Source organism: Rossellomorea sp. KS-H15a, from assembly GCF_024195245.1.
In the GTDB taxonomy this organism is placed as follows: Bacteria; Bacillota; Bacilli; order Bacillales; family Bacillaceae_B; genus Rossellomorea; species Rossellomorea vietnamensis.
This window is the reverse complement of record NZ_CP096886.1, coordinates 125,346-145,374: the sequence shown is the minus strand read 5'-3', so window position 1 is coordinate 145,374 and position 20,029 is coordinate 125,346. Positions and strand designations below refer to the sequence as shown.

17 protein-coding genes and 1 riboswitch are annotated in these 20,029 nt (G+C 44.4%); of the genes, 11 read left to right on the top strand and 6 right to left on the bottom strand.

Translation table 11 applies throughout. From position 1 onward, the window contains the following. Nucleotides 1–14: 14 nt before the first annotated feature. The 5 genes from M1J35_RS00615 (at nt 15) to M1J35_RS00595 (ending at nt 5,602) form a co-directional block, all read left to right on the top strand. The gene (locus M1J35_RS00615) at nt 15–1,652 is read left to right on the top strand and encodes an alpha,alpha-phosphotrehalase (protein ID WP_254652459.1); all 1,638 of its coding nucleotides are present in this window, start codon (nt 15–17) and stop codon (nt 1,650–1,652) included. Between the two features lie 91 nt (nt 1,653–1,743). Then, the gene (locus tag M1J35_RS00610; protein WP_254652458.1) at nt 1,744–2,733 is read left to right on the top strand and encodes a LacI family DNA-binding transcriptional regulator; all 990 of its coding nucleotides are present in this window, start codon (nt 1,744–1,746) and stop codon (nt 2,731–2,733) included. A 188-nt stretch (nt 2,734–2,921) separates the two neighbouring features. Continuing rightward, nucleotides 2,922–3,027, top strand: a riboswitch (SAM riboswitch). Nucleotides 3,028–3,096: 69 nt separating this feature from the next. Then, nucleotides 3,097–4,110, top strand: coding sequence for a methionine ABC transporter ATP-binding protein (locus M1J35_RS00605; RefSeq protein WP_254653663.1), 1,014 nt, complete (start codon nt 3,097–3,099; stop codon nt 4,108–4,110). Next, nucleotides 4,100–4,765 (top strand): methionine ABC transporter permease, encoded by a 666-nt coding sequence (locus M1J35_RS00600; protein ID WP_254652457.1) that lies wholly within the window; start codon nt 4,100–4,102, stop codon nt 4,763–4,765. Before M1J35_RS00605 ends, M1J35_RS00600 begins: the two co-directional genes overlap by 11 nt. Nucleotides 4,766–4,786: 21 nt before the next feature. Beyond that, a complete protein-coding gene (locus M1J35_RS00595) occupies nt 4,787–5,602 on the top strand; it encodes a MetQ/NlpA family ABC transporter substrate-binding protein (RefSeq protein ID WP_254652456.1) in 816 nt (271 codons plus the stop codon). 89 nt (nt 5,603–5,691) lie between these two features. On the opposite strand, the gene M1J35_RS00590 is transcribed toward M1J35_RS00595, so the two are convergent. Beyond that, complete coding sequence (locus tag M1J35_RS00590) at nt 5,692–6,846, bottom strand: SEC-C metal-binding domain-containing protein (RefSeq protein ID WP_254652455.1); 1,155 nt, start codon at nt 6,844–6,846, stop codon at nt 5,692–5,694. Between the two features lie 198 nt (nt 6,847–7,044). Here M1J35_RS00590 and M1J35_RS22785 point away from each other — a divergent pair, with 198 nt between their 5' ends. Further along, nucleotides 7,045–7,464, top strand: coding sequence for a VanZ family protein (locus M1J35_RS22785; protein ID WP_371928703.1), 420 nt, complete (start codon nt 7,045–7,047; stop codon nt 7,462–7,464). A 117-nt stretch (nt 7,465–7,581) separates the two neighbouring features. Here the strand turns inward: M1J35_RS22785 and M1J35_RS00585 are convergent, their stop codons facing one another. Beyond that, complete coding sequence (locus tag M1J35_RS00585; protein WP_254652454.1) at nt 7,582–8,610, bottom strand: C40 family peptidase; 1,029 nt, start codon at nt 8,608–8,610, stop codon at nt 7,582–7,584. 306 nt (nt 8,611–8,916) lie between these two features. On the opposite strand from M1J35_RS00585, the gene M1J35_RS00580 reads away from it, so the two are divergent. After that, nucleotides 8,917–12,126, top strand: coding sequence for a chitobiase/beta-hexosaminidase C-terminal domain-containing protein (locus M1J35_RS00580; protein ID WP_254652453.1), 3,210 nt, complete (start codon nt 8,917–8,919; stop codon nt 12,124–12,126). A 50-nt stretch (nt 12,127–12,176) separates the two neighbouring features. Here the strand turns inward: M1J35_RS00580 and M1J35_RS00575 are convergent, their stop codons facing one another. Continuing rightward, nucleotides 12,177–13,142, bottom strand: a complete 966-nt coding sequence (locus M1J35_RS00575; protein WP_254652452.1) for an oxygen-dependent tRNA uridine(34) hydroxylase TrhO — start codon at nt 13,140–13,142, stop codon at nt 12,177–12,179. A gap of 252 nt (nt 13,143–13,394) precedes the next feature. Here M1J35_RS00575 and M1J35_RS00570 point away from each other — a divergent pair, with 252 nt between their 5' ends. Next, nucleotides 13,395–15,401 (top strand): penicillin-binding transpeptidase domain-containing protein, encoded by a 2,007-nt coding sequence (locus M1J35_RS00570; protein ID WP_254652451.1) that lies wholly within the window; start codon nt 13,395–13,397, stop codon nt 15,399–15,401. Nucleotides 15,402–15,534: 133 nt separating this feature from the next. Beyond that, nucleotides 15,535–16,602, top strand: coding sequence for an SDR family oxidoreductase (locus tag M1J35_RS00565; protein WP_254652450.1), 1,068 nt, complete (start codon nt 15,535–15,537; stop codon nt 16,600–16,602). A 48-nt stretch (nt 16,603–16,650) separates the two neighbouring features. Here the strand turns inward: M1J35_RS00565 and M1J35_RS00560 are convergent, their stop codons facing one another. Both M1J35_RS00560 and M1J35_RS00555 read right to left on the bottom strand, forming a co-directional pair. Further along, nucleotides 16,651–17,442 (bottom strand): SDR family oxidoreductase, encoded by a 792-nt coding sequence (locus tag M1J35_RS00560; protein WP_254652449.1) that lies wholly within the window; start codon nt 17,440–17,442, stop codon nt 16,651–16,653. Between the two features lie 15 nt (nt 17,443–17,457). After that, nucleotides 17,458–17,763, bottom strand: coding sequence for a hypothetical protein (locus tag M1J35_RS00555; RefSeq protein ID WP_254652448.1), 306 nt, complete (start codon nt 17,761–17,763; stop codon nt 17,458–17,460). 111 nt (nt 17,764–17,874) lie between these two features. On the opposite strand from M1J35_RS00555, the gene M1J35_RS00550 reads away from it, so the two are divergent. Both M1J35_RS00550 and M1J35_RS00545 read left to right on the top strand, forming a co-directional pair. Then, nucleotides 17,875–18,801 (top strand): manganese-dependent inorganic pyrophosphatase, encoded by a 927-nt coding sequence (locus M1J35_RS00550; protein ID WP_254652447.1) that lies wholly within the window; start codon nt 17,875–17,877, stop codon nt 18,799–18,801. A 67-nt stretch (nt 18,802–18,868) separates the two neighbouring features. After that, on the top strand, nt 18,869–19,255 hold the full coding sequence (locus tag M1J35_RS00545) for an SMU1112c/YaeR family gloxylase I-like metalloprotein (RefSeq protein ID WP_254652446.1): 387 nt from the start codon (nt 18,869–18,871) through the stop codon (nt 19,253–19,255). A 229-nt stretch (nt 19,256–19,484) separates the two neighbouring features. Here M1J35_RS00545 and M1J35_RS00540 read toward each other — a convergent pair whose 3' ends face one another. Continuing rightward, the gene (locus tag M1J35_RS00540) at nt 19,485–19,952 is read right to left on the bottom strand and encodes an NUDIX hydrolase (RefSeq protein ID WP_254652445.1); all 468 of its coding nucleotides are present in this window, start codon (nt 19,950–19,952) and stop codon (nt 19,485–19,487) included. Nucleotides 19,953–20,029: the final 77 nt, after the last annotated feature.

The following is a 20,029-nucleotide window of genomic DNA, read 5'->3' as shown; positions in this document are numbered from 1 at the left end:
AGAGGTGAAATACGATGGAAAAAGCATGGTGGCATAAGTCCACAATTTATCAAATATACCCCCGAAGCTTCAATGATACCAACGGGGACGGGATCGGGGACATTCCCGGTATCATCGAAAAGCTCGATTATCTCGAACTTCTCGGCATCGACATCATTTGGCTGAGCCCGGTCTATCAATCCCCGAATGACGATAACGGCTACGACATCAGCAATTATTATGAAATCATGCCTGATTTCGGTACCATGGAAGACATGGAGACATTAATCGAGGAAGCAAAGAAACGGGACATCCATATCATGATGGACCTCGTCATCAACCATACATCTGATGAGCACCCGTGGTTCAGGGAGTCCAGGAAATCAAAGGATAACCCTTATCGGGATTACTATATTTGGCGGGAGGGTCAGGACGGACCTCCAAGTGGTATTCAATCCGTCTTCAGCGGATCCGCATGGGAATGGGATGAACAGACTGGCGAGTATTACTTTCATCTATTCAGTAAGAAACAGCCTGATCTCAATCTTCATAACCCTGAAGTGCGGGAACAATTGTACAAGATGATGAACTACTGGCTCGATAAAGGGGTCAGCGGTTTCCGTATGGATGTAATCGATCTGATCGGGAAAGAAGTCGATGAGAACGTACTGACCGACGGGCCGAAGCTCCATGAGTATTTACAGGAAATGCATGAAAAGGTCCTTTCTCAATATCCGACTGTGACGGTCGGTGAGACGCCATCGGCAACCCCGGAAACGGCTCAGTTATATACGGGGAAAGGCAGGAATGAACTTGATATGGTGTTCACCTTCCAGCATATGTCCCTGGACGAGCGGGCAGGGGAAGGGAAGTGGGCACTTAAGGAGCTGGATTTCCCGGAATTGAAAAGAGTATTGAGCAAGTGGCAGACATCCCTGTTTCAGAAGGGGTGGAACAGTTTATACTGGAATAATCACGACCAGCCCCGTATCGTCTCCAGATGGGGGAACGACCAGAAATATCGCATAGAATCCGCCAAGATGCTTGCAACCGTTCTTCACATGATGCAGGGGACGCCTTTCGTCTATCAAGGAGAAGAAATCGGGATGACGAATAGTAACTGGGACGATATCACCCAATACCGTGACATTGAAACGATTAACTATTTTCAAGAAAAGAAAACGGAAGGCGTGCCCGAGCATGAGATCATGAAATCGATCCGGACGAAGGGCAGGGATAATGCCAGGACACCATTTCAATGGAATGACGATATTCATGGAGGTTTTACCGAGGGAAATCCTTGGATTGAAGTGAACTCGAACTTTAGCGAAATTAACGCGGAACAGGCATTGAAGGATCAGGACTCCATCTTTTATCATTATAAAAAACTCATTGCACTCAGAAAACGACTGGATATTCTCGTTTATGGAGAGTATGAGCTTTTATTGGGGGATCATCCTGAAATCATGGCATACTCGAGGAAATGGGACGATCAAACCTTGTTGGTAGTGGCGAACTTCTACGGAGGGAATCCTGAATTCCATTTGCCTGAAGCAGCAGATGATTCTCATACCGAAATCCTCATCAGCAACTATTCGGATTCAAGTGAACGACCGTCAGACATCAACTCCCTTCGTCCCTATGAGGCGATCGTATATTTGTTAGAAAAATAGCCCAATACTTGAAGCGCTTTCATGTATGATGAACAGAAGAAATCAGTCAAGAAGGATGCCTTCATTTATAGAAGCAATAGGATGTGAACTTATGGCAACCATCAAAGATGTGGCTAAACTGTCTGGAGTCGCCGTTTCGACCGCTTCTTATGCATTAAACAACAGTAAGAAAGTCAGTGAAGAAACACGACAGAAAGTTTTAGCGGCAGCCAAACAATTGAATTACCAAAAAAACGGGCTTGCTTCCGATTTGAAGCGGACAAGCACGAATACCATCGCCTTGATCCTGAGCGATCTATCAGGACCTTATTACTCCGAACTGATCAAGGGCGTACAGGATGTGACCTCCACGAACGGATATGATTTGATTGCCTGCAGTTCCATCGGTGGGGCACAGTCCACCGCCGTGAAGTTTTTAAAAGAAAAAAGGGTTGATGGCGTCATCATCCTTGCCCATAATATCAATGATGAGACCATCCTGGAGTCGGCAAGGGAAGGCTTTCCGATCGTGGTCCTCGACAGGAGCATCAAAAGCGATTACGTCACCCAGATCGAAGTCGATAATGTGCACGGAGCGTTCGTGGCAACAGAACATTTGATTGAAAGGGGAAGCCGTGACATCGCGTTTATCAGCGGACCTTACAACTCCCATGACAACGAACTTCGATTCCAGGGCTTCCGGGAGGCACTGGACAAACACGGCATCGACTATAAATCCAAATGGAAAGTCTCCGGGGGCTTCACCCGTGAAGGAGGCTATCAGGCGACGAAAATGCTGATCGCCCAACGGGATGTCCCACAGGCCATTTTCTATGCAAACGATGAAATGGCCATCGGCGGCCTCCAGGCACTGAACGAAAAAAACATTTCCGTTCCAGGGGATATTTCCATCATTGGCTTTGACGATATCCAGCTGTCAGAATACGTGTCCCCGCCCCTGACGACCATGAGGCAGCCGAAATATGAAGCGGGTGCGCTTGCCGTTCACCTGATCTTTCAGATGCTCTTGAAGGAAGAGGTCGATTCGTATTACAAGCTCACAACGGAGCTGATAGAGAGAGATTCGGTGAAAAAACGGTAGATGAGTGGAAGAGCCTGACCTTTCCTGTATGGGAGGGGTCGGTTTTTTTTATATACACAAAAATCTTTCGTTGCCAGGACAACAAAGATAACGCTTACATAAAAATACCACTAAAATCACCTCTTGACTTCCCCTTCGATACCCAGTATTATCCTCTATAAGATAAATATTTGAAAATTACATACATTCAATTATCCAGAGTGACCGAGGGATCAGGCCCTATGACGTCCGGCAACCTCCAGTAATGGAACGGTGCTAATTCCTGCAGAATGATTTCATTCTGAGAGATAAGTCGAGATAAACAGGCGATGCTTCTTTCAGTTGAAAGAGGCATTTTTTATTGGAGAAAAAGGGGTGTGCACATTGATCGAGATTCGGAATCTGGTAAAAACGTACAAAACAAAAAAGCAAACGGTGGTCGGTGTCGACAACGTCTCTGTCACCATCAAAAAAGGGGAGATCTTCGGGATCGTCGGGTACAGCGGAGCGGGGAAGAGCTCACTCATTCGCTGCCTGAATCTATTAGAAACACCGACATCAGGGGAAATCATCATCGATGGACAGGATTTCACGAAGCTCACATCCAAGCAATTAAGACTTGCACGGCAAAAAACGAGCATGATCTTCCAGCATTTTCACCTCATCAAATCGAAGACGGTGTTTGATAATCTCGCCTTTGCTTTGAAAGCGGCACATGTACCGAAAGTGAAAATCAAACCAAGGGTCGTCGAGCTCCTGGAAATGGTCGGCCTTTCAGACAAAGCGGATGCGTATCCGGCCCAGCTCAGCGGGGGACAGAAGCAGAGAGTCGGGATTGCGAGGGCACTTGCCAACAACCCATCGGTATTACTTTGCGACGAAGCGACGTCGGCATTGGATCCAAATACGACGAAATCTATCCTGAGGCTTTTAAAAAAAATCAATAAGGAACTGGGATTGACCATCGTCCTCATCACCCACGAAATGGAAGTGGTGAAGGAAATCTGTGACAGGATGGCCGTGATGCAGGACGGGAAGATCGTGGAGGAAGGTCCCGTGTATGACCTGTTTGCCGAACCGAAACAGCCTTTGACGAAGCAGTTCATCGAAACGATTCTCCAATTCGAACTGCCTCAGCATCTGGTGGAATCGAGAAAAGGGAAGCTCATCAAGATTCAATTCAAGGGGTCCATTGCCGAGGAGAGCGTTGTATCAGAGGTGTTTCAGCGCTACAAGGTGCAGGGGAATATCCTCCACGGGAAGATCGAATATATTCAGGATGTCCCACTCGGGATCTTCATCATGGAGCTGATCGGATCAGCTGACGAAATCGAAGCGGCAATCCGTTATATCACGGCCAAGACGCAAAGCCTGGAGGTGCTGGAGGATGCTGCCTGATTCATTGACTTCTATATTGCCAGAATTGAATAAAGCCTTTTTTGAAACGGTGTATATGGTGGGGATTTCACTGGCCGTAGCGATTGTGGTGGGATTGCCCCTTGGGATTCTGCTCTTTGTGACAGACAAGGGCTTATTTTTACAAAATAGTGTGATTAAAAAAGTGGTTGGATTCATTGTGAACATGGTCCGCTCGGTTCCATTCATTATTCTATTAGTCGCACTCTTACCCTTAACTAAACTATTGACCGGTACGACGATCGGACCGACGGCGGCATCGGTATCACTCTCGGTAGCGGGCATTCCGTTTTTTGCGAGAATGGTAGAAACGTCTCTCAGGGAGATTGATAAAGGGGTCATCGAAGCCTCGGTTTCAGTCGGAGCGAGTCCATGGATGATCATCAAGGACGTGCTGTTACCGGAAGCACGGCCTGCCGTCATTCAGGCGATCACGATTACAACCATCAGTTTAGTCGCCTATTCCGCCATGGCCGGCATCGTCGGCGGCGGGGGAGTCGGTGACCTGGCGATCCGATTCGGATATTACAGATACGATAACACGGTGATGATCACCACCGTTGTCATCCTGATTTGTCTGGTACAGCTCATCCAATATACGGGTGATATATTTGCACGATTAGTCGATAAACGATAACAACAATAGGGGGAACAACAAGTGAAAAAGTGGATATTATGTGTAGCATTAGCGGTAACAGTGAGCTTACTTGCTGCCTGCGGCGGAGAAGAGGCAAGCTCGGAAGATAAAAAAGAAGTAACGATCGGAGCGACATCCGGTCCATACAGTGACATGGTGACCAAAGCGATCAAGCCCGGTCTTGAAGAAAAAGGCTATACGGTTGAAGTGAAGGAATTCAGTGATTACATACAGCCGAACAACGCACTCTCAGAAGGTGACCTGGATGCGAACCTGTTCCAGCACAAAATCTACATGGAAACATTCGCGAAACAGCATAACATGGACCTATCTGAAGTGATTGTCGTACCGACGGCGCCGATGGGGATCTACTCACAGAAGTTTGATTCCATCAAAGATATTAAAGAAGGCAGTGCCATCGCTATCCCGAATGATCCGACCAACGCGGCACGTGCATTTCAAATCCTGGAAGATGCCAAGCTGATCACGTTGAAACCTGACACGGATCCATTGACCGTATCCGAAAAAGACATTGATGAAAACGTGAAAAACCTGCAGTTCAAACCGATCGAAGCGGCCCAGCTTCCAAGGGCTGTCGACAGTGTCGATCTATCAGCAGTACCTGGGAACTATGCATTGGCAGCGGACATGGACCTTCTCGATGCCCTGCAGCTGGAGGACATGCCAGACCAATACCGCAACCGGGTAGTCATGAACACAAAAGACGTTGACTCACAACTCGCCAAAGACATCAAAGCCGTCGTCGAAGCAGACCAATTCGAAAAAACCATCGACCAAGAATTCAAAGGCTTCGGCAAACCGGAGTGGATGGAGTAGAGGGACGGACCTCCAATTTCACCGAAATCGAATAGAAGAACGTGATAGGGACGGGCTTCCGCATGAAAATGCGGAGGTCCGTCCCTCGCTTATAGACAGCACTTCTTATATTTCTTACCGCTTCCGCACGGACAGGGGTCGTTGCGTCCGACTTTATCTCCTGTTTGGACGGGTTGAGTAACGAGGAGTGGTTGTTCATCCAATGAATGCTTTTCCACTTCTTCGATAAGACTCTTCCACTGTGAAAGCTTCGGGTGATCGATTCCGTTCATGACGCAGTTCACGTAAAGGGATTCTTCCAGACAAAGCATGTTTTCATCATAGCCTTCTTCGATGAGTGCTTCGATTTTGGAAATCTCTTCAGCTGATAACTGCTGACATAAATAATCTGCTATAAGTGTTTTAGCCGTAAGGTCATCCGTTTGATCAAATAATCGTAACAGTGCCTGTTCCGCCCCCGCACTCTTTATTCTGCCTAATACATCCAGTGTATAGAAATAGGTGTTCCCATAGAGAGCTACTTTTTCAACCTCAGCGACAACCTGATCTGTCCCTATCTTCACCAGGGCATTGGCCACTTCCTCCAACAGCAAATCTTCTGCTTCCTCGTTTTTGAAAAGGTCCACCAATTGCGGGATCACGCTCTCTTCGCGGATTTCCCCAGCCATATATACTGTGTATACCTCATTGAAGCCGACCAGCCCTTCTTCCTCAATCTGTACCTCCCAGCTTCTAATTTCGCCTTTCTTGACCAGCTCTTGAACAATCCTTTTCCCGTGGTCAAAATACACCTGGTCATACTCATTCGTATCCAGGTAATGCATAACGCCAGCAAGCTCCATGAATAATTCTTCATCTTTTAAAGCAGGAAGCTTGGCAATTTTATTCAGTTGCCCTTCATCTAGAAAAGGTTTTACCTCATCTCTGTATGAAATCAGTAAATCGGTATCGGCATTCGCTATTAATTGGATGTAGAAGAGTACGTCGGCATCTTTTTTACCCAGGCTATTCAACCGATTGACTACCTCCGTCATCCCTTCTTCATTCAATGGCATGTACATTAAATAAGGAAGTATAGGGGAAGAGTATTCTGAAACCTGTCCACGGTCATGGGCCTTTAACCCGGTTAAAAATGTATCACCATCAACCAAATAAGAACCTTCCAACATTTCAATTGCATACCTCTGCACAAACGGATCCTCACTCAAAAAATAAGGCTCTACTCTCTCAACAAAACGACTCATCCAACCATCCTTTATCATCTTATTTCCTTCAGTGTAATGGGTGGAAGGGGAAAAGGGAAGAGGGACGGACCTCAGTTATGTTAACTTCAGAACAGGAAAACCTGATAGATACGGGCTTTCATTGAAATACTGAGAGGTCCGTCCCTTATTATATATCTTCATCATTATGGTAAGGCTTAGAAATGAGGTGAGGGAGTTATGCGAGTGTTAGCGGTTTTTCTTTTTGGGGTTTTAATTTTTATTCTGACGTGTACAAAGAATGTTCAGGACTTGGTTTTGTATCGGCAAGTATATTTTCAATGGAATGATCACCCCGATTTTAGTAAGTTTTTCGATTTCACAGGTTATCCATTTCATTCTTCTCTTTATGTGTTGCAGAAAATAGGACATGGTATTTTCTTTTTTATATTTTCTTTTTTGCTTAACAAGACGACGAAAAAAGTCTACAAGGTTCTATTTATGGCCATAGTATATGCCTTGGTGACAGAGATAGCTCAGGTCTTTTTTATGAGAACGGGATGCTTACTAGACGTGTTGTACGACTCGATTGGAATCTGCTTTTATTGTATTACTATAACGGCTTTTGGGGAGTCCTCATCCCGTTATAGGCTAATGTAATTCGTGTTATCTAACTGATACATGAAGTTCATTTTCTTATGTGAAATGATGAATCATTATAAAAACATTGATTGAAATTAAAAAAAGTTCATGAGAAATTCCCATGAACTTTTTTAATTAGTAGAAACGTTTAAATCCATCAAATTTAGACTTCCAGTACGAATTACTTAAGCTTGTGATTTCCACACCATTATCCCCGGCATGGATAAATTGATTATCCCCCAGATAAATACCTAAGTGAGAGATCCCTTTTTTATATGTATTTTCGAAGAAAACCAGATCACCAGGTTGAGGCTTATTCACATAATATGACCTATTATAGTATCCCTCGCTTGAGTAACGTTGAATCCCTTGCCCGACCTGTTTATATACATAATAAATATATCCACTGCAATCAAATCCATCCGCTGTGGATCCTCCCCATACATAAGGAGTTCCTATGAATGACTTTGCCAGCTTAACTACATCGCCTGACGAAGATGTTATTTGTTCGTTTGGTGATACAGGATTTGCAGGAGGACTGGCGGGGCTTCCAACAACCTTTAATTTTTGCCCCACATATATCATATCGCTCATGAGTCCATTTAGATTTTTAAGTGATTGTACGGAGGTTCCATATGCCAAGCTTATACCGGATAACGTATCCCCCGATTTTACCGTGTAGGCTGAGTCTGTACTATGACTTGGAGAGGTTGATTCTGGTTTTGCCTCAACTACTACTGGTGGATTTGTGGTCTTTGAAATTATCAATTTTTGACCTGGATAAATTAAATGAGATTCAATTCCATTCCAAGACATGAGGTCTGTCAGGGTTATTGAGTGATCATATGCGATTTTGCCAAGAGTGTCTCCAGATTTCACAGTATAGGTTTGATTAGTAATGGTTTTAACCGGTGGGCTAGATTCTTGTTTGCTTGCAGAGGGACTGCTAGTCGAATTTTGTACCTTTAATACCTGGTTGGGGAAAATGACCTCTTTGTTTAAATTATTCAATTTCTTTAAGTCGGTAACAGAAGTATTATATTTTTTGGATATAGACCATAGAGAGTCTCCTGGGGCCACCTTGTGGGTATTGGCAGAAGCATTAGCTACAAAAGATGTTGACAGAATGGCAGTAGCAGTAAAAGTAATAATCGTTTTTTTCACGATACTTCTCCTTTTTTGTCATAGAGTGGTGGATACTAATGTCAGTTATACACTTATTATGGTAGTTTATATAATTATTTACAATAGTATCATAGAAAGCGGAATATAAGTTAGAATTTTTTGAAAATAACCCTTTCGTATAACTACTAGAATAGTATAAAGGTAAATAGTCCTGAGAGGAAAGTATTAACTTTTCAAAAACAGGAAATTTACTCAATATTTACACTTATTCTGACAATTCTTGTTGTAAAATGGAAAGTGTTGGCCATCTGGCCGGTAAACTATTCATGAACAGGAGGAAGATTTATGAATAAAAAGAAAGTAACCAGAAAGACATTAAACATGTTCATTGTCTCAACCATGGCTTTGAGCCTTGTTGCACCTTCCGTTTCTCAGCATGTATCTGCTGCAGACGAGGTTTTTCAGGATCTGATCATTTCTGAATATATTGAAGGTTCAAGTTACAACAAAGCACTCGAATTGTACAACGGAACAGGTGCAAATATCGATCTTTCAAACTACTCCTTGGAATTACATACAAATGGTGCGGAAACAGCAGGAAAATCATTATCTTTGTCTGGAACATTAGGTGCAGGGGAAGTTTTGGTACTGGCAAATGAAGGCGCAGACCCAGCCATTCTTGCACAAGCAGACATTCTGAATAACTTTGTAATAAACTTTAACGGAAATGACCCCATTACATTAAAGAAAGATGGCAATGTAATCGATTCTATCGGACAAGTTGGATCTTCTGCTAACTTCGCAGCGGATGTCACACTTGTTCGTAAAGACACGGTGAATGCAGGTGATGCTGATGTCACGGACGTTTTTGACTCTGCAGGAGAATGGAATTCTTATTCTAAAGACACGTTCGATTACCTTGGAGCCCATCTGTCAGGGGAGACTCCTACTCCAGATCCAACGCCAGTCGAACTTACCAGTATAGCTGAAGCACGGACAGCAGCTACCGGCGCAACCGTAAAAGTGCAAGGTACCGCTACAGCTACCTTTGAAGCAGGCGGACAAACAAATCTGTTCATCCAGGACGGAACGGCAGGTGTTATCATCCGCGGAAACGGCCTAATGGCTCAACCAGGTGACGAAGTGGTTGCTGAAGGAACATTGGCCGACTATTATGGCATGCAGCAAATCGAAGTATCGGCATCAAATGTCGAAATCACAACGGAAGACAAGGGAATACCGGCTCCAGCACCTTTAGTCTCTACAGACCTTTCAGCTGAAAATGGGGAATCACACGAAGGTACCTTTGTCGAATTCACCGATGTAACTGTGGAGTCTAAAGACAGCAACGGCAACTTCACTGCAACGGATAGCTCTGGACAGTTCGTTATCAAACCAAGCGACAGCTCCCTTCTGGAAATTGGTAAAACATACGAAATTCTGCGCGGGGTTGTAGATTATAATTTTGATGAGTACAAATTGGTCCCACGTAATTCATCAGACGTCATTGAAACAGCTTTTTCCGTAACAGCAAGTCCTGGAGCGGGATCTGTCACTGAAGGGACCAAAGTTACCTTACAAACGGCAACGACAGATGGAACCATTCATTTCACAACGGATGGGACCACTCCTACAGCTTCAAGCCCTGAATATACAGCACCAATTGAACTGACTTCGGATACGACTATTAAAGCAGTCGTGACGAAAGACGGGGAAACGAGTGACGTTTCATCTTTCACCTATAAACTTCTTAAATCAGCTGACGGTTTAAGCATTCATGATATTCAGGGAGATTCACACACTTCTCCTTATGAAAGCATGAATGTTTCCAATGTACAAGGTATCGTAACAGCAAAAGCAGGTTCCAATGCGTTTTACCTGCAAGAAGAAAACCCTGATGATAATGTCGCAACTTCTGAAGGAATTTACGTCTATGCAAAAGGAAATAGTGTGAAAGTAGGGGACAAAGTAAATGTGTCCGGGCAAGTGAAAGAATGGAGAGAAGATGGGTATTCCGATGCGAAAGACCTTCTGACAACCCAGATTACAGCTTCATCTGTAAATGTTGTATCTTCAGATAACACTGTGCCAGAGGCTATTGTCATTGGAAAAGACCGTACACCTCCAACAGAAATCATCGAAGACGATGAAATGACTTCATTCGATCCTGAAACAGACGGTCTTGATTTCTATGAAAGCCTTGAGGGAATGTTGATTGAAATTCCTGATGCTACGGTTACAGGTCCTGTCAAATATGATGAGTTGCCTGTTATCGTTAACACAAGTGAAGATCAACTTCGCACAAGAGCAGGGGGAATCTTAATTTCTCCTGAGGATTATAATCCTGAGCGCATGCTGATTGACGTGGATGGAAAAGACATCAATGTGAAAACGGGGGATACCCTCGATGGGTCCATCACCGGAAACGTAAGCTATGATTATAGTAATTTCAAGATCCGACCGGCGGGTGAGCTGCCATCTGTCGTCGATGGAGGAACAGATCGACAAGTGACAACCATCAAGCCTAAGAAAAATGAATTGACGGTCGCTTCCTATAACATTGAAAATTTCTATGCAGGCACAGATGCCGATAAAGTAGCAAAGATCGCGGATTCCATTGTTTCAAATATGAAAAAACCGGACGTTATTGGACTGATCGAAGTGCAGGACAATAATGGCCCGACAGATGATGGAACCACGGATGCAAGTGAGTCGTTCCAAACGGTCATTAAAGCCATTGAAGAAAAAGGTGGCCCGACATACAAATTTACCAATATCGATCCATTAGATAAAACGGACGGCGGGCAGCCGGGTGGAAACATTCGCGTCGGTTTCCTTTACAATCCCGATCGCGTGGAATTAACGGATAAGCAGGCAGGGGATGCCGTTACATCTGTTGGAGTCACTAAAGACGGCCTTACTCATAATCCGGGTCGGATTGATCCAACAAACGAAGCATTTGAAGATTCACGTAAACCATTAGCGGCTGAATTCAAGTTTAATGGAGAAAAAGTAGTCGTTGTAGCGAATCACTTAAATTCCAAGGGTGGAGATGGAGCATTATTTGGTGCTGAGCATCCTGTAGTCCTTGGCAGTGAAGCACAGCGCATCAAACAGGCTACGATCATCAATGATTTTGTGAACGAGTTGGAAAGCAAGATGAAGGGCGCCAACGTAGTGGTTCTTGGAGACATGAACGACTTCGAGTTTTCAGCTCCGATCAAGACTCTTGAAGGTGACGTCTTAACGGATATGATGAATAAGTTACCTGCAGCAGAGCGTTACACGTACAATTACCAGGGGAACGCCCAGGTACTCGATCATATTCTGGTATCAAACAACTTAGCTAAAAAAGCCAAAATCGATACGATTAATATCAATTCAGATTTCAGTGAAGAGGATGGACGTGCAAGTGATCATGACCCAGTGCTCGCGCAACTTAAAATCAAGAAAAGTCATCCTGGGAAAGATAAAGTGTGGGACTACTTGAGTCAGTATGAGTTCTTATTTGGCTGGCTTGAGAAACTATTGAAGTGGAAACATCTTTTACCTTAAATACACATGAAAAAGCACTGACTCAATCGAGCCAGTGCTTTTTGTTAATATTAAATCGTCGCTTTTTCCTTCTCACTCTCAATCACTGCCAAACGCTCTGCCACTTCTTCCTCCGTCAAACCATGCTCCATAACATAGCGGTTCTCAGGACTCGTGCGGCACTCATGTGAGCAGCTTCTCATATATTTATGCTCATTTTCCTCAGAGCAAAGGATCTTTCGGTTACAAGGCGGGTGTGCACAGTTTACGTAGCGTTCACAAGGTTCCCCTGTGTAGAAATCTTTCCCTACCACAACGTGCTCGGTCTGATTCACAGGAACACCGATGCGCTCGTCGAATACATAAAGCTGTCCGTCCCACAGTTGACCTTTTACTTCTGGGTCTTTACCGTAGGTTGCGATTCCACCGTGCAGTTGTGCCACATTCTCAAAACCTTCTTTTACTAACCAGCCTGAGAATTTTTCACAGCGGATACCACCCGTACAATACGTGATGATTTTCTTGCCTTCAAGTTTATCTTTATTGTCGCGGACCCAGTTCGGAAGATCTCGGAAGTTTTTGATATCCGGCTTCACGGCTCCTCTGAAGTGTCCAAGTTCATATTCATAGTCATTACGTGCATCAAGAAGGATTGTATCTTCCTGCTGGATTTGTTCAAAGAAATCCTTTGGCTCAAGGTATTCACCTGTTAGCTCATTCGGATTCACATCATCTTCAAGACGAAGTGTCACAAGCTCTGGACGGTGCTTCACTTTTAATTTCTTGAACGCATGCTCGTCTGCTTCGTCGATCTTGAAAACAGTGTCCTTGAAGTGAGGATCCTGTCTCATCGCTTCCATATAAGCATCCGTCTGCTCGATCGTACCGGAACATGTTCCGTTGATTCCTTCAGACGAAATCAGGATGCGTCCCATAAGGCCGATATCAGCACACATTTGTTTGTGCTGGGCAGTGACTTCCTCCGGGTTCTCGATGTCAACATAGTTGTAATACAGTAGTACTCGATAATCTTTCATGTTTATTTCCACCTATCGATATATATTTGCAAGATATAATCTTAGGATTCAGTTCCTTATTACTCTTACGATGTACTATTATAACAAATTTTTACGAAATTGCATCATCTGTGGATGAGAAATACTGGGGATTGTGAGGAAATGGTGGTGGAAATTGGTTTTAAGACAAAAAATATAAATACATTAAATTTGTAAATCTGGATACGATTTGAAACAATGAATATAAGAATAAATAAGGGGTTGTCACTACATATGATCAAAAAAATCATGCTGCTTTGTACCTTCGTTGCTCTCAGCCTAATGTTTGCAGGGTGTCAGGAAAAGGCCCAGCCGGATGATCGCCTGCAGGAATACGTGGATCTTTGGAATAAAGGGAAGTTTGATAGTATGTTCTCAGACTACGCAAACACTTCAACCAAAGATACATACAAAAAAGAAGATTTCGTTACAAGATATAAAGACATCTATAAAGATCTGGAAGTGAAGGATGTAAAAGTATCCTTCAAAAAGCCTGATAAAGAGGTGGACTGGGATAAAGAAACAAAAGCCAAATTCCCCATGACCATCTCGTTTAAAACTCTCGCCGGTGAGGTCTCGTATAAAAAAGATGTTACGTTGACAAAAGAAAAGAAGGATGACGATGAGAACTGGTACGTAGATTGGGATCCTTCGTTCATCCTGCCGGAAATGGAAGAGGGGGATAAGGTCGGAGTGGAAAGTATTTCTGCCAAACGCGGGGAGATCCTCGACCGGAATCAGCAGCCCCTTGCTGTCAACGGGGAAGCCTTTGAGCTTGGGATTGTCCCGAAAGAGTTCAATGACAATGACTTGAGCAAGCTGTCATCCTTACTGGATATAACACCAGAGCAAATAAAGAGTAAGTTGGACGCAAGCTGGGTGAAGCCTGACTATTTTGTCCCCATTAAAAAAATTGCCTTAAAAGAGCGTCCTCTCGCACTTGAGGTAATTGAACTGGACGGCCTTTATTCCAAGCGGGTGCCTGCAAGGGAATACCCGTACGGAGAGGCCACTGCCCATCTGACCGGTTATATCGGGAAGCTTACAGCAGAGAAATTGGAGAAGCTGAAGGACAAAGGCTATACTGCTCAATCCTTAATGGGTTTAAGCGGAGCAGAGGAAGTCTATGAGGATCAGCTGCGTGGCAAAGACGGACAGCGTATTTATCTGAAGCAACCAGATTCAGAAGACACCTTCACCGTAGCCGAGCAACCGGTTGAAGACGGGAAGAACATCACCTTAACCATTGTTGCCGAGATGCAAAAGAAGATATACGCACAAATGAAGGATGAGGCAGGGACGGCAGCCGCCATCAATCCACAAACGGGAGAAGCGCTCGCCCTTGTGAGCACCCCTGCCTATGATCCGAATGAATTCGTTTTAGGGATGTCTTCAGAACAATATAAGAAGTTGGCGGACGACCCGAAAAAGCCGCTCCGGAACCGATTCCAGCTTGCCTATTCACCGGGATCCACAATGAAGGGCATCACAGCATCCGTCGGTCTGAAATCCGGTAAGCTGGATCCTTCGAAAATCTATGATATCCCGGGGAAGAAGTGGCAAAAGGATAAATCTTGGGGGAATTATAAAGTGGTCCGTGTTTTTGACAATGAGAGCAAAGTGGATCTCGAAAGCGCCCTCAAATTCTCGGATAACATCTATTTTGCACGGGTCGGGCTGGATATGGGTGCTGAGACGTTTATTGCGGGCTTGAAGGATTTCGGCTTTGGCGAAGAGATCCCTATGTCTTACCCGATCTATCAATCACAGGTTTCAAACGACGGGGAAATCTCCAAAGAGGTCCAGCTGGCCGATTCTGCTTTCGGTCAAGGGGAAGTGTTGATGAGTATCGTTCACATAGTAAGTGCCTACGGTGGGATCATCAACGATGGCACCATGATGGAACCAAAACTCCTGAAGGATGAAGAACCAAAAGTGTGGAAGAAAGACCTGCTTTCAAAAGAACAGGCAGACATGATGAAAACGGATTTTCGAAAAGTGGTCACAGAAGGCATCGCCGGAAAAGCGAGTGTTGAAGGTAAAGCGATCGCCGGTAAGACCGGTACGGCAGAAATCAAATCGGAGCAGGGAACGAAAGGGAAGGAAAATGGAGTGTTCGTTTCCTATGATCAAAATGACCCTTCCATGGTTCTCGCCATGCTCCTTGAAGATGTTCAGGATGCCGGGGGAAGTACCCATACCGTTCAAGTGGCAAAGAAGTTTTATGATAGTTGGAAATAGTGAGAGAGGGGCGGATGCCCCTCTCTTTTTTGTCATCATGTTCCATCTTTCATCCCACTGCGATTACGCTTTCAATCTGTGCTATGATAAACGGAATGACCAACGAGGTTGAAAATCAACAGGGGTGATCAATGTGAACGTGTTTTTAACAGGATCGACAGGATTTCTTGGTGGGAAACTGATCAAGAACCTTTTAAAAGATAAACAAAATGAAGTCTATATTTTAGTGAGAAATGTAGAAAAAGCTGAGAGGTTGCGAGATTCTTTGCAAGCCGCCGACCAAGGAAGGATTCATATTTTTCAGGGGGACATCACTTTCCCACATGCCGGTTTGAGTGGGGAAGACCTGGAGTGGTTGACAGGTAAAATATATGCTGTCTATCATCTTGCAGCCCTTGTGAAGTTTGACCTGGATCTGCGAGATGAGCTGTTTGCCGCAAACTACGATGGCACAAAGCATATTCTTGAACTGGCTGAATACCTTGGGGTGAAGAAGTTTTACTACGTGAGTACGGCTTACACAGTTGGAAAGATGACGAAAGGTGTAGAGAAGCTTTACCCGACAGACGGAGAGTTTCATAACCCATATGAAGAAAGTAAAGTGAAGTCTGAACATCTTGTGTATTCATACCGTGACAAAATGGACGTATCCATCTTCCGGCCGGCCATCATTGTGGGCGACTCCAAGACGGGTGAAGCGGATTCACAGTTTACATTGTATGGATTCATGCGTGCTCTCGCAGTATTTAAGCGTAAGACAGAGAGACGAAATGGAGAGCGTACCTACAGACTGGTTGCTGCTAAGAACGGAACATCGAATCTGGTTCCCGTCGATTACGTTGCAGATATTCTAAGTCTTGCTCCTCTTAAAGCCCGACCGGACAAAATCTATCATATTACCAATCCCAATCCACCGGAAAATAATGAACTGCTCAAGAAGCTAAAAGAAGCCCTCCAATTTGAAAACTTATCGGTAGTGGAGAATGCAGATCAATATGAATTGGATGAAGATGAGATGAAGTTAAACAGCTTGATTGAAGTGTTCAAGGTGTACCTGGCAGGGGCATTGACGTTTGAGGACCACAATACTCAAGAGCTGATTGCAGGGACGGATATCGCACACCTGGAAATATCGGACGAGACGATCGAGATGATCATCCGTGCTGGATCTGGGGAGAATAGTGGGAAACTCATCGTATAAATGAAGAAGAGGCTGGGCCAAATGTGTTTTTGTCCCAGCCTCTTCTTACTATAATGCAGTGACCATTCCACCATCCACGACCAATGATTGTCCGGTTAAATAGGTATTGGCATCTGAAACGAGGAAGGCGATCACTTTGGCAAACTCATCCGGCTCACCATACCGTCCTATAGGAATCGCTTTCTCACTCATACTTCTCAGCTCGTCCACGGTCATATTCCGTTTCTCAGCGTTTAGTTGATCCAGCTCCGCCACCCGGTCCGTAGCAATCCTTCCGGGACCGACCGTGTTGATGAGAATATGATCCTGGGCGAGTTCCCTTGATAAGCTTTTGGATAACCCAACCATTCCGGTCCTGAACGTGTTGGAAAGAATCAGGCCGTCGATCGCTTGCTTCGTAGAAGAAGAGGCGATATTCACGATCCGCCCGCCGTTATTCCTTTTCATATGAGGGATGACCTCCCTGATCGTTCGGATATAACTGAGGAGGTTCAATTCAAAGGCATACTGCCAATCCTCATCCTCGAACTTCTGGAATCCTCCCGCCGGCGGGCCGCCAGTATTATTGACGAGAATATCCACCCCACCCAGTTTCGATACCGCTGTTTCAACGAGGGAGCGGATATCTTCAGGCTTCGTCATATCACATTTCGTGTAATGAATGTGCTGATTCCCTGTTAAATCAATGATTTCATTTGCGGTCTTTTGAAGCTCTTCTTTATTTCTGCTGGAAAGAAGGACCCGGGCTCCTTCTTTCGCCAATTCCAGTGCCGTGGCTTTTCCTAAACCTTTACTTGATGCGGTTACAATGACTGCTTTATCTGTTAATCCGAAATCCATTTCCATCCACCTCATTTAATTGGGAATATTGATCTCCATGTTCATCGGTTTACCCTTTCCCTGGTAGTTCCAAAACAGAACAAAGACGAATACGGCAAAACCGATGATGTCTGTCACCCAGCCTGGATAAATCAGGAGAAAGGCTACAACGGCACTGATGAGCCGCAGGTTGATAGGGAACTTCTTTTTTTGTTGAGAAACTGGAACAATTGTATGATGAATATGAAGATGTCTTCGGTGAGGAATTGATGGGGAAAATGGGTGAAATAAACGGCAGACGTCGGTAAGTACAGAATCTGGGAATATTACCTCCACAATCACTGGAAAAAATCTTATCCGGACATACGGTTTTGCTTTTAAATATGGTAATATAAGAAAATGTAAAGAGAGATAACAAACGAATCACATTACATAGAGTTAGGAGAATGATCAATGAGTAAAACACTAATTTTCGGTCACAAAAACCCGGACACAGATACGATCACATCAGCACTTGTTTATGCAGATTTGAAATCAAAAATCGGGATGGACGTGGAGCCGGTCCGTCTAGGTGCAGTAAACGGTGAAACACAGTATGCCCTTGATTACTTTAAAGTCGATGCACCGCGCTTAGTGGAAAAGGTTGCGGCTGAGACGGAGACGGTCATCCTGGTTGACCACAATGAGCGTCAGCAGAGTGCCGAGGACATTGAGGACGTACGGGTTCTTGAAGTCATCGATCACCACCGCATCGCGAACTTCGAAACGGCAGATCCCCTGTACTACCGTGCTGAGCCGGTTGGCTGTACGGCAACGATCTTAAACAAGATCTACAAGGAAAAAGGAGTAGAGGTCACGAAGGAAATGGCTGGACTGATGCTTTCAGCGATCATCTCGGATTCCCTATTATTCAAATCACCAACATGCACGGACGAAGATGTCGCAGCTGCAAACGAACTGGCTGAAATTGCAGGCGTTGACCCGCAAGTATACGGACTGGAAATGCTGAAGGCAGGCGCCAACATGAGCACGAAATCAGTCGCTGAGCTTGTGACACTTGATGCGAAAGAATTCTCCATGGGTAACGCGAAAGTGGAAGTGGCTCAAATCAACGTAGTCGATGTGAATGACGTATTCGGACGCCAGGCAGAAGTCGAAGCGGCCATGGAAACGATGATCAAGGAAAAAGGACTGGATCTATTCCTTCTTGTCGTGACAGACATCCTTGAAAACGACTCTACGGCACTTGCTCTCGGAAGCAAAGCGGCTGAAGTGGAAAAGGCGTTCAACGTCACACTTCAAAACAACACGGCTCTATTAAAAGGCGTGGTCTCCCGTAAGAAGCAAATCGTACCTGTGTTGACGGATGCGATGAAATAAGGAAAAATTGGAAGGGGCAGTCTTATGGCTGCTTCTTTTTTTATACCAACAAAGGAGGAAGTCCAACATGAACTTCAAAAAAATCCACCACATCGCCATCATTTGCTCAGATTACACCAAATCGAAAGACTTTTACGTCAACAAACTGGGGTTGGATATAAAGCAGGAAATTTACAGAAAAGAAAGAGATTCTTATAAGCTCGACCTCGCTTTGAATGGTGAATATATCATTGAACTGTTCTCATTCCCTGAAGCCCCAGCCCGTCCGAGTTATCCCGAAGCACAAGGACTGCGCCATTTAGCCTTTGAAGTGGAGAATATAGAGGGTGCGATAGAGGCGTTGAATCAAAAAGGTGTTAATACAGAGGAAATAAGAATAGATCCTTATACCAATAAAAAATTCACGTTTTTTGAAGATCCGGATGGACTGCCGTTGGAACTCTATGAAATCTGATAGAGGTCCGTCCCTCAAAAAAAGAGCCCACACCAATGTAGGTGAGGGCCGTCTAAAGGTATTGTAACTTGTCGTACTTATATTAAAGCATAAGTGTGAGGGCGCTGCATTTTGATTCTCGTTTCTTGAGATGTGAATAGAGGGTATTTAGAGTCCTTATAGTTGTTTAATCTTACATTATATAAATATATTAATATTTCCATTTTGAAAGGATGGTTAATCCCTGGACTTATTTAATGATTGGAATCTTTTTTTGTTTCACCCAATCTTCAATAAAAGGGGCCTGATGGGGGTTGATATTTACGGGTAAACGGTCCTTTGTAAAAAAGGAGAGCTCCGTACTTTCCTGGTTCATCTTGAGAGTTCCACTATAGGATTTTGTATAGAAGATCAGTTGCACACTGAATACCTTATCTCCATTCTCATATTGAGCGTAGCCTTTTGGACCGGAGTACATTCCAAATAATTCGAGGTTGCTTATATGCAGGTTCGTTTCTTCAGAGACCTCTCTTATTACCGTTTGTTCAAAATACTCTCCCAGTTCCATAAGACCCCCTGGTATCCCCCAAATGTCGCTGCCTGATCTTTGTTGCAACAAGATTCGACCGTGATGGTCCTCTATGATCGCCCCACACCCGACAGTAAGGAGTGTTTCGTTACCAATTAAACTTCTCATGGATGAAATGTAATCATTCATGAACTTTATCCCTCCTAAAATAAAAAAGGAGCACATCTCACAAGGAGATGTGCCATCAAAAGGTATTGTAATTTGTC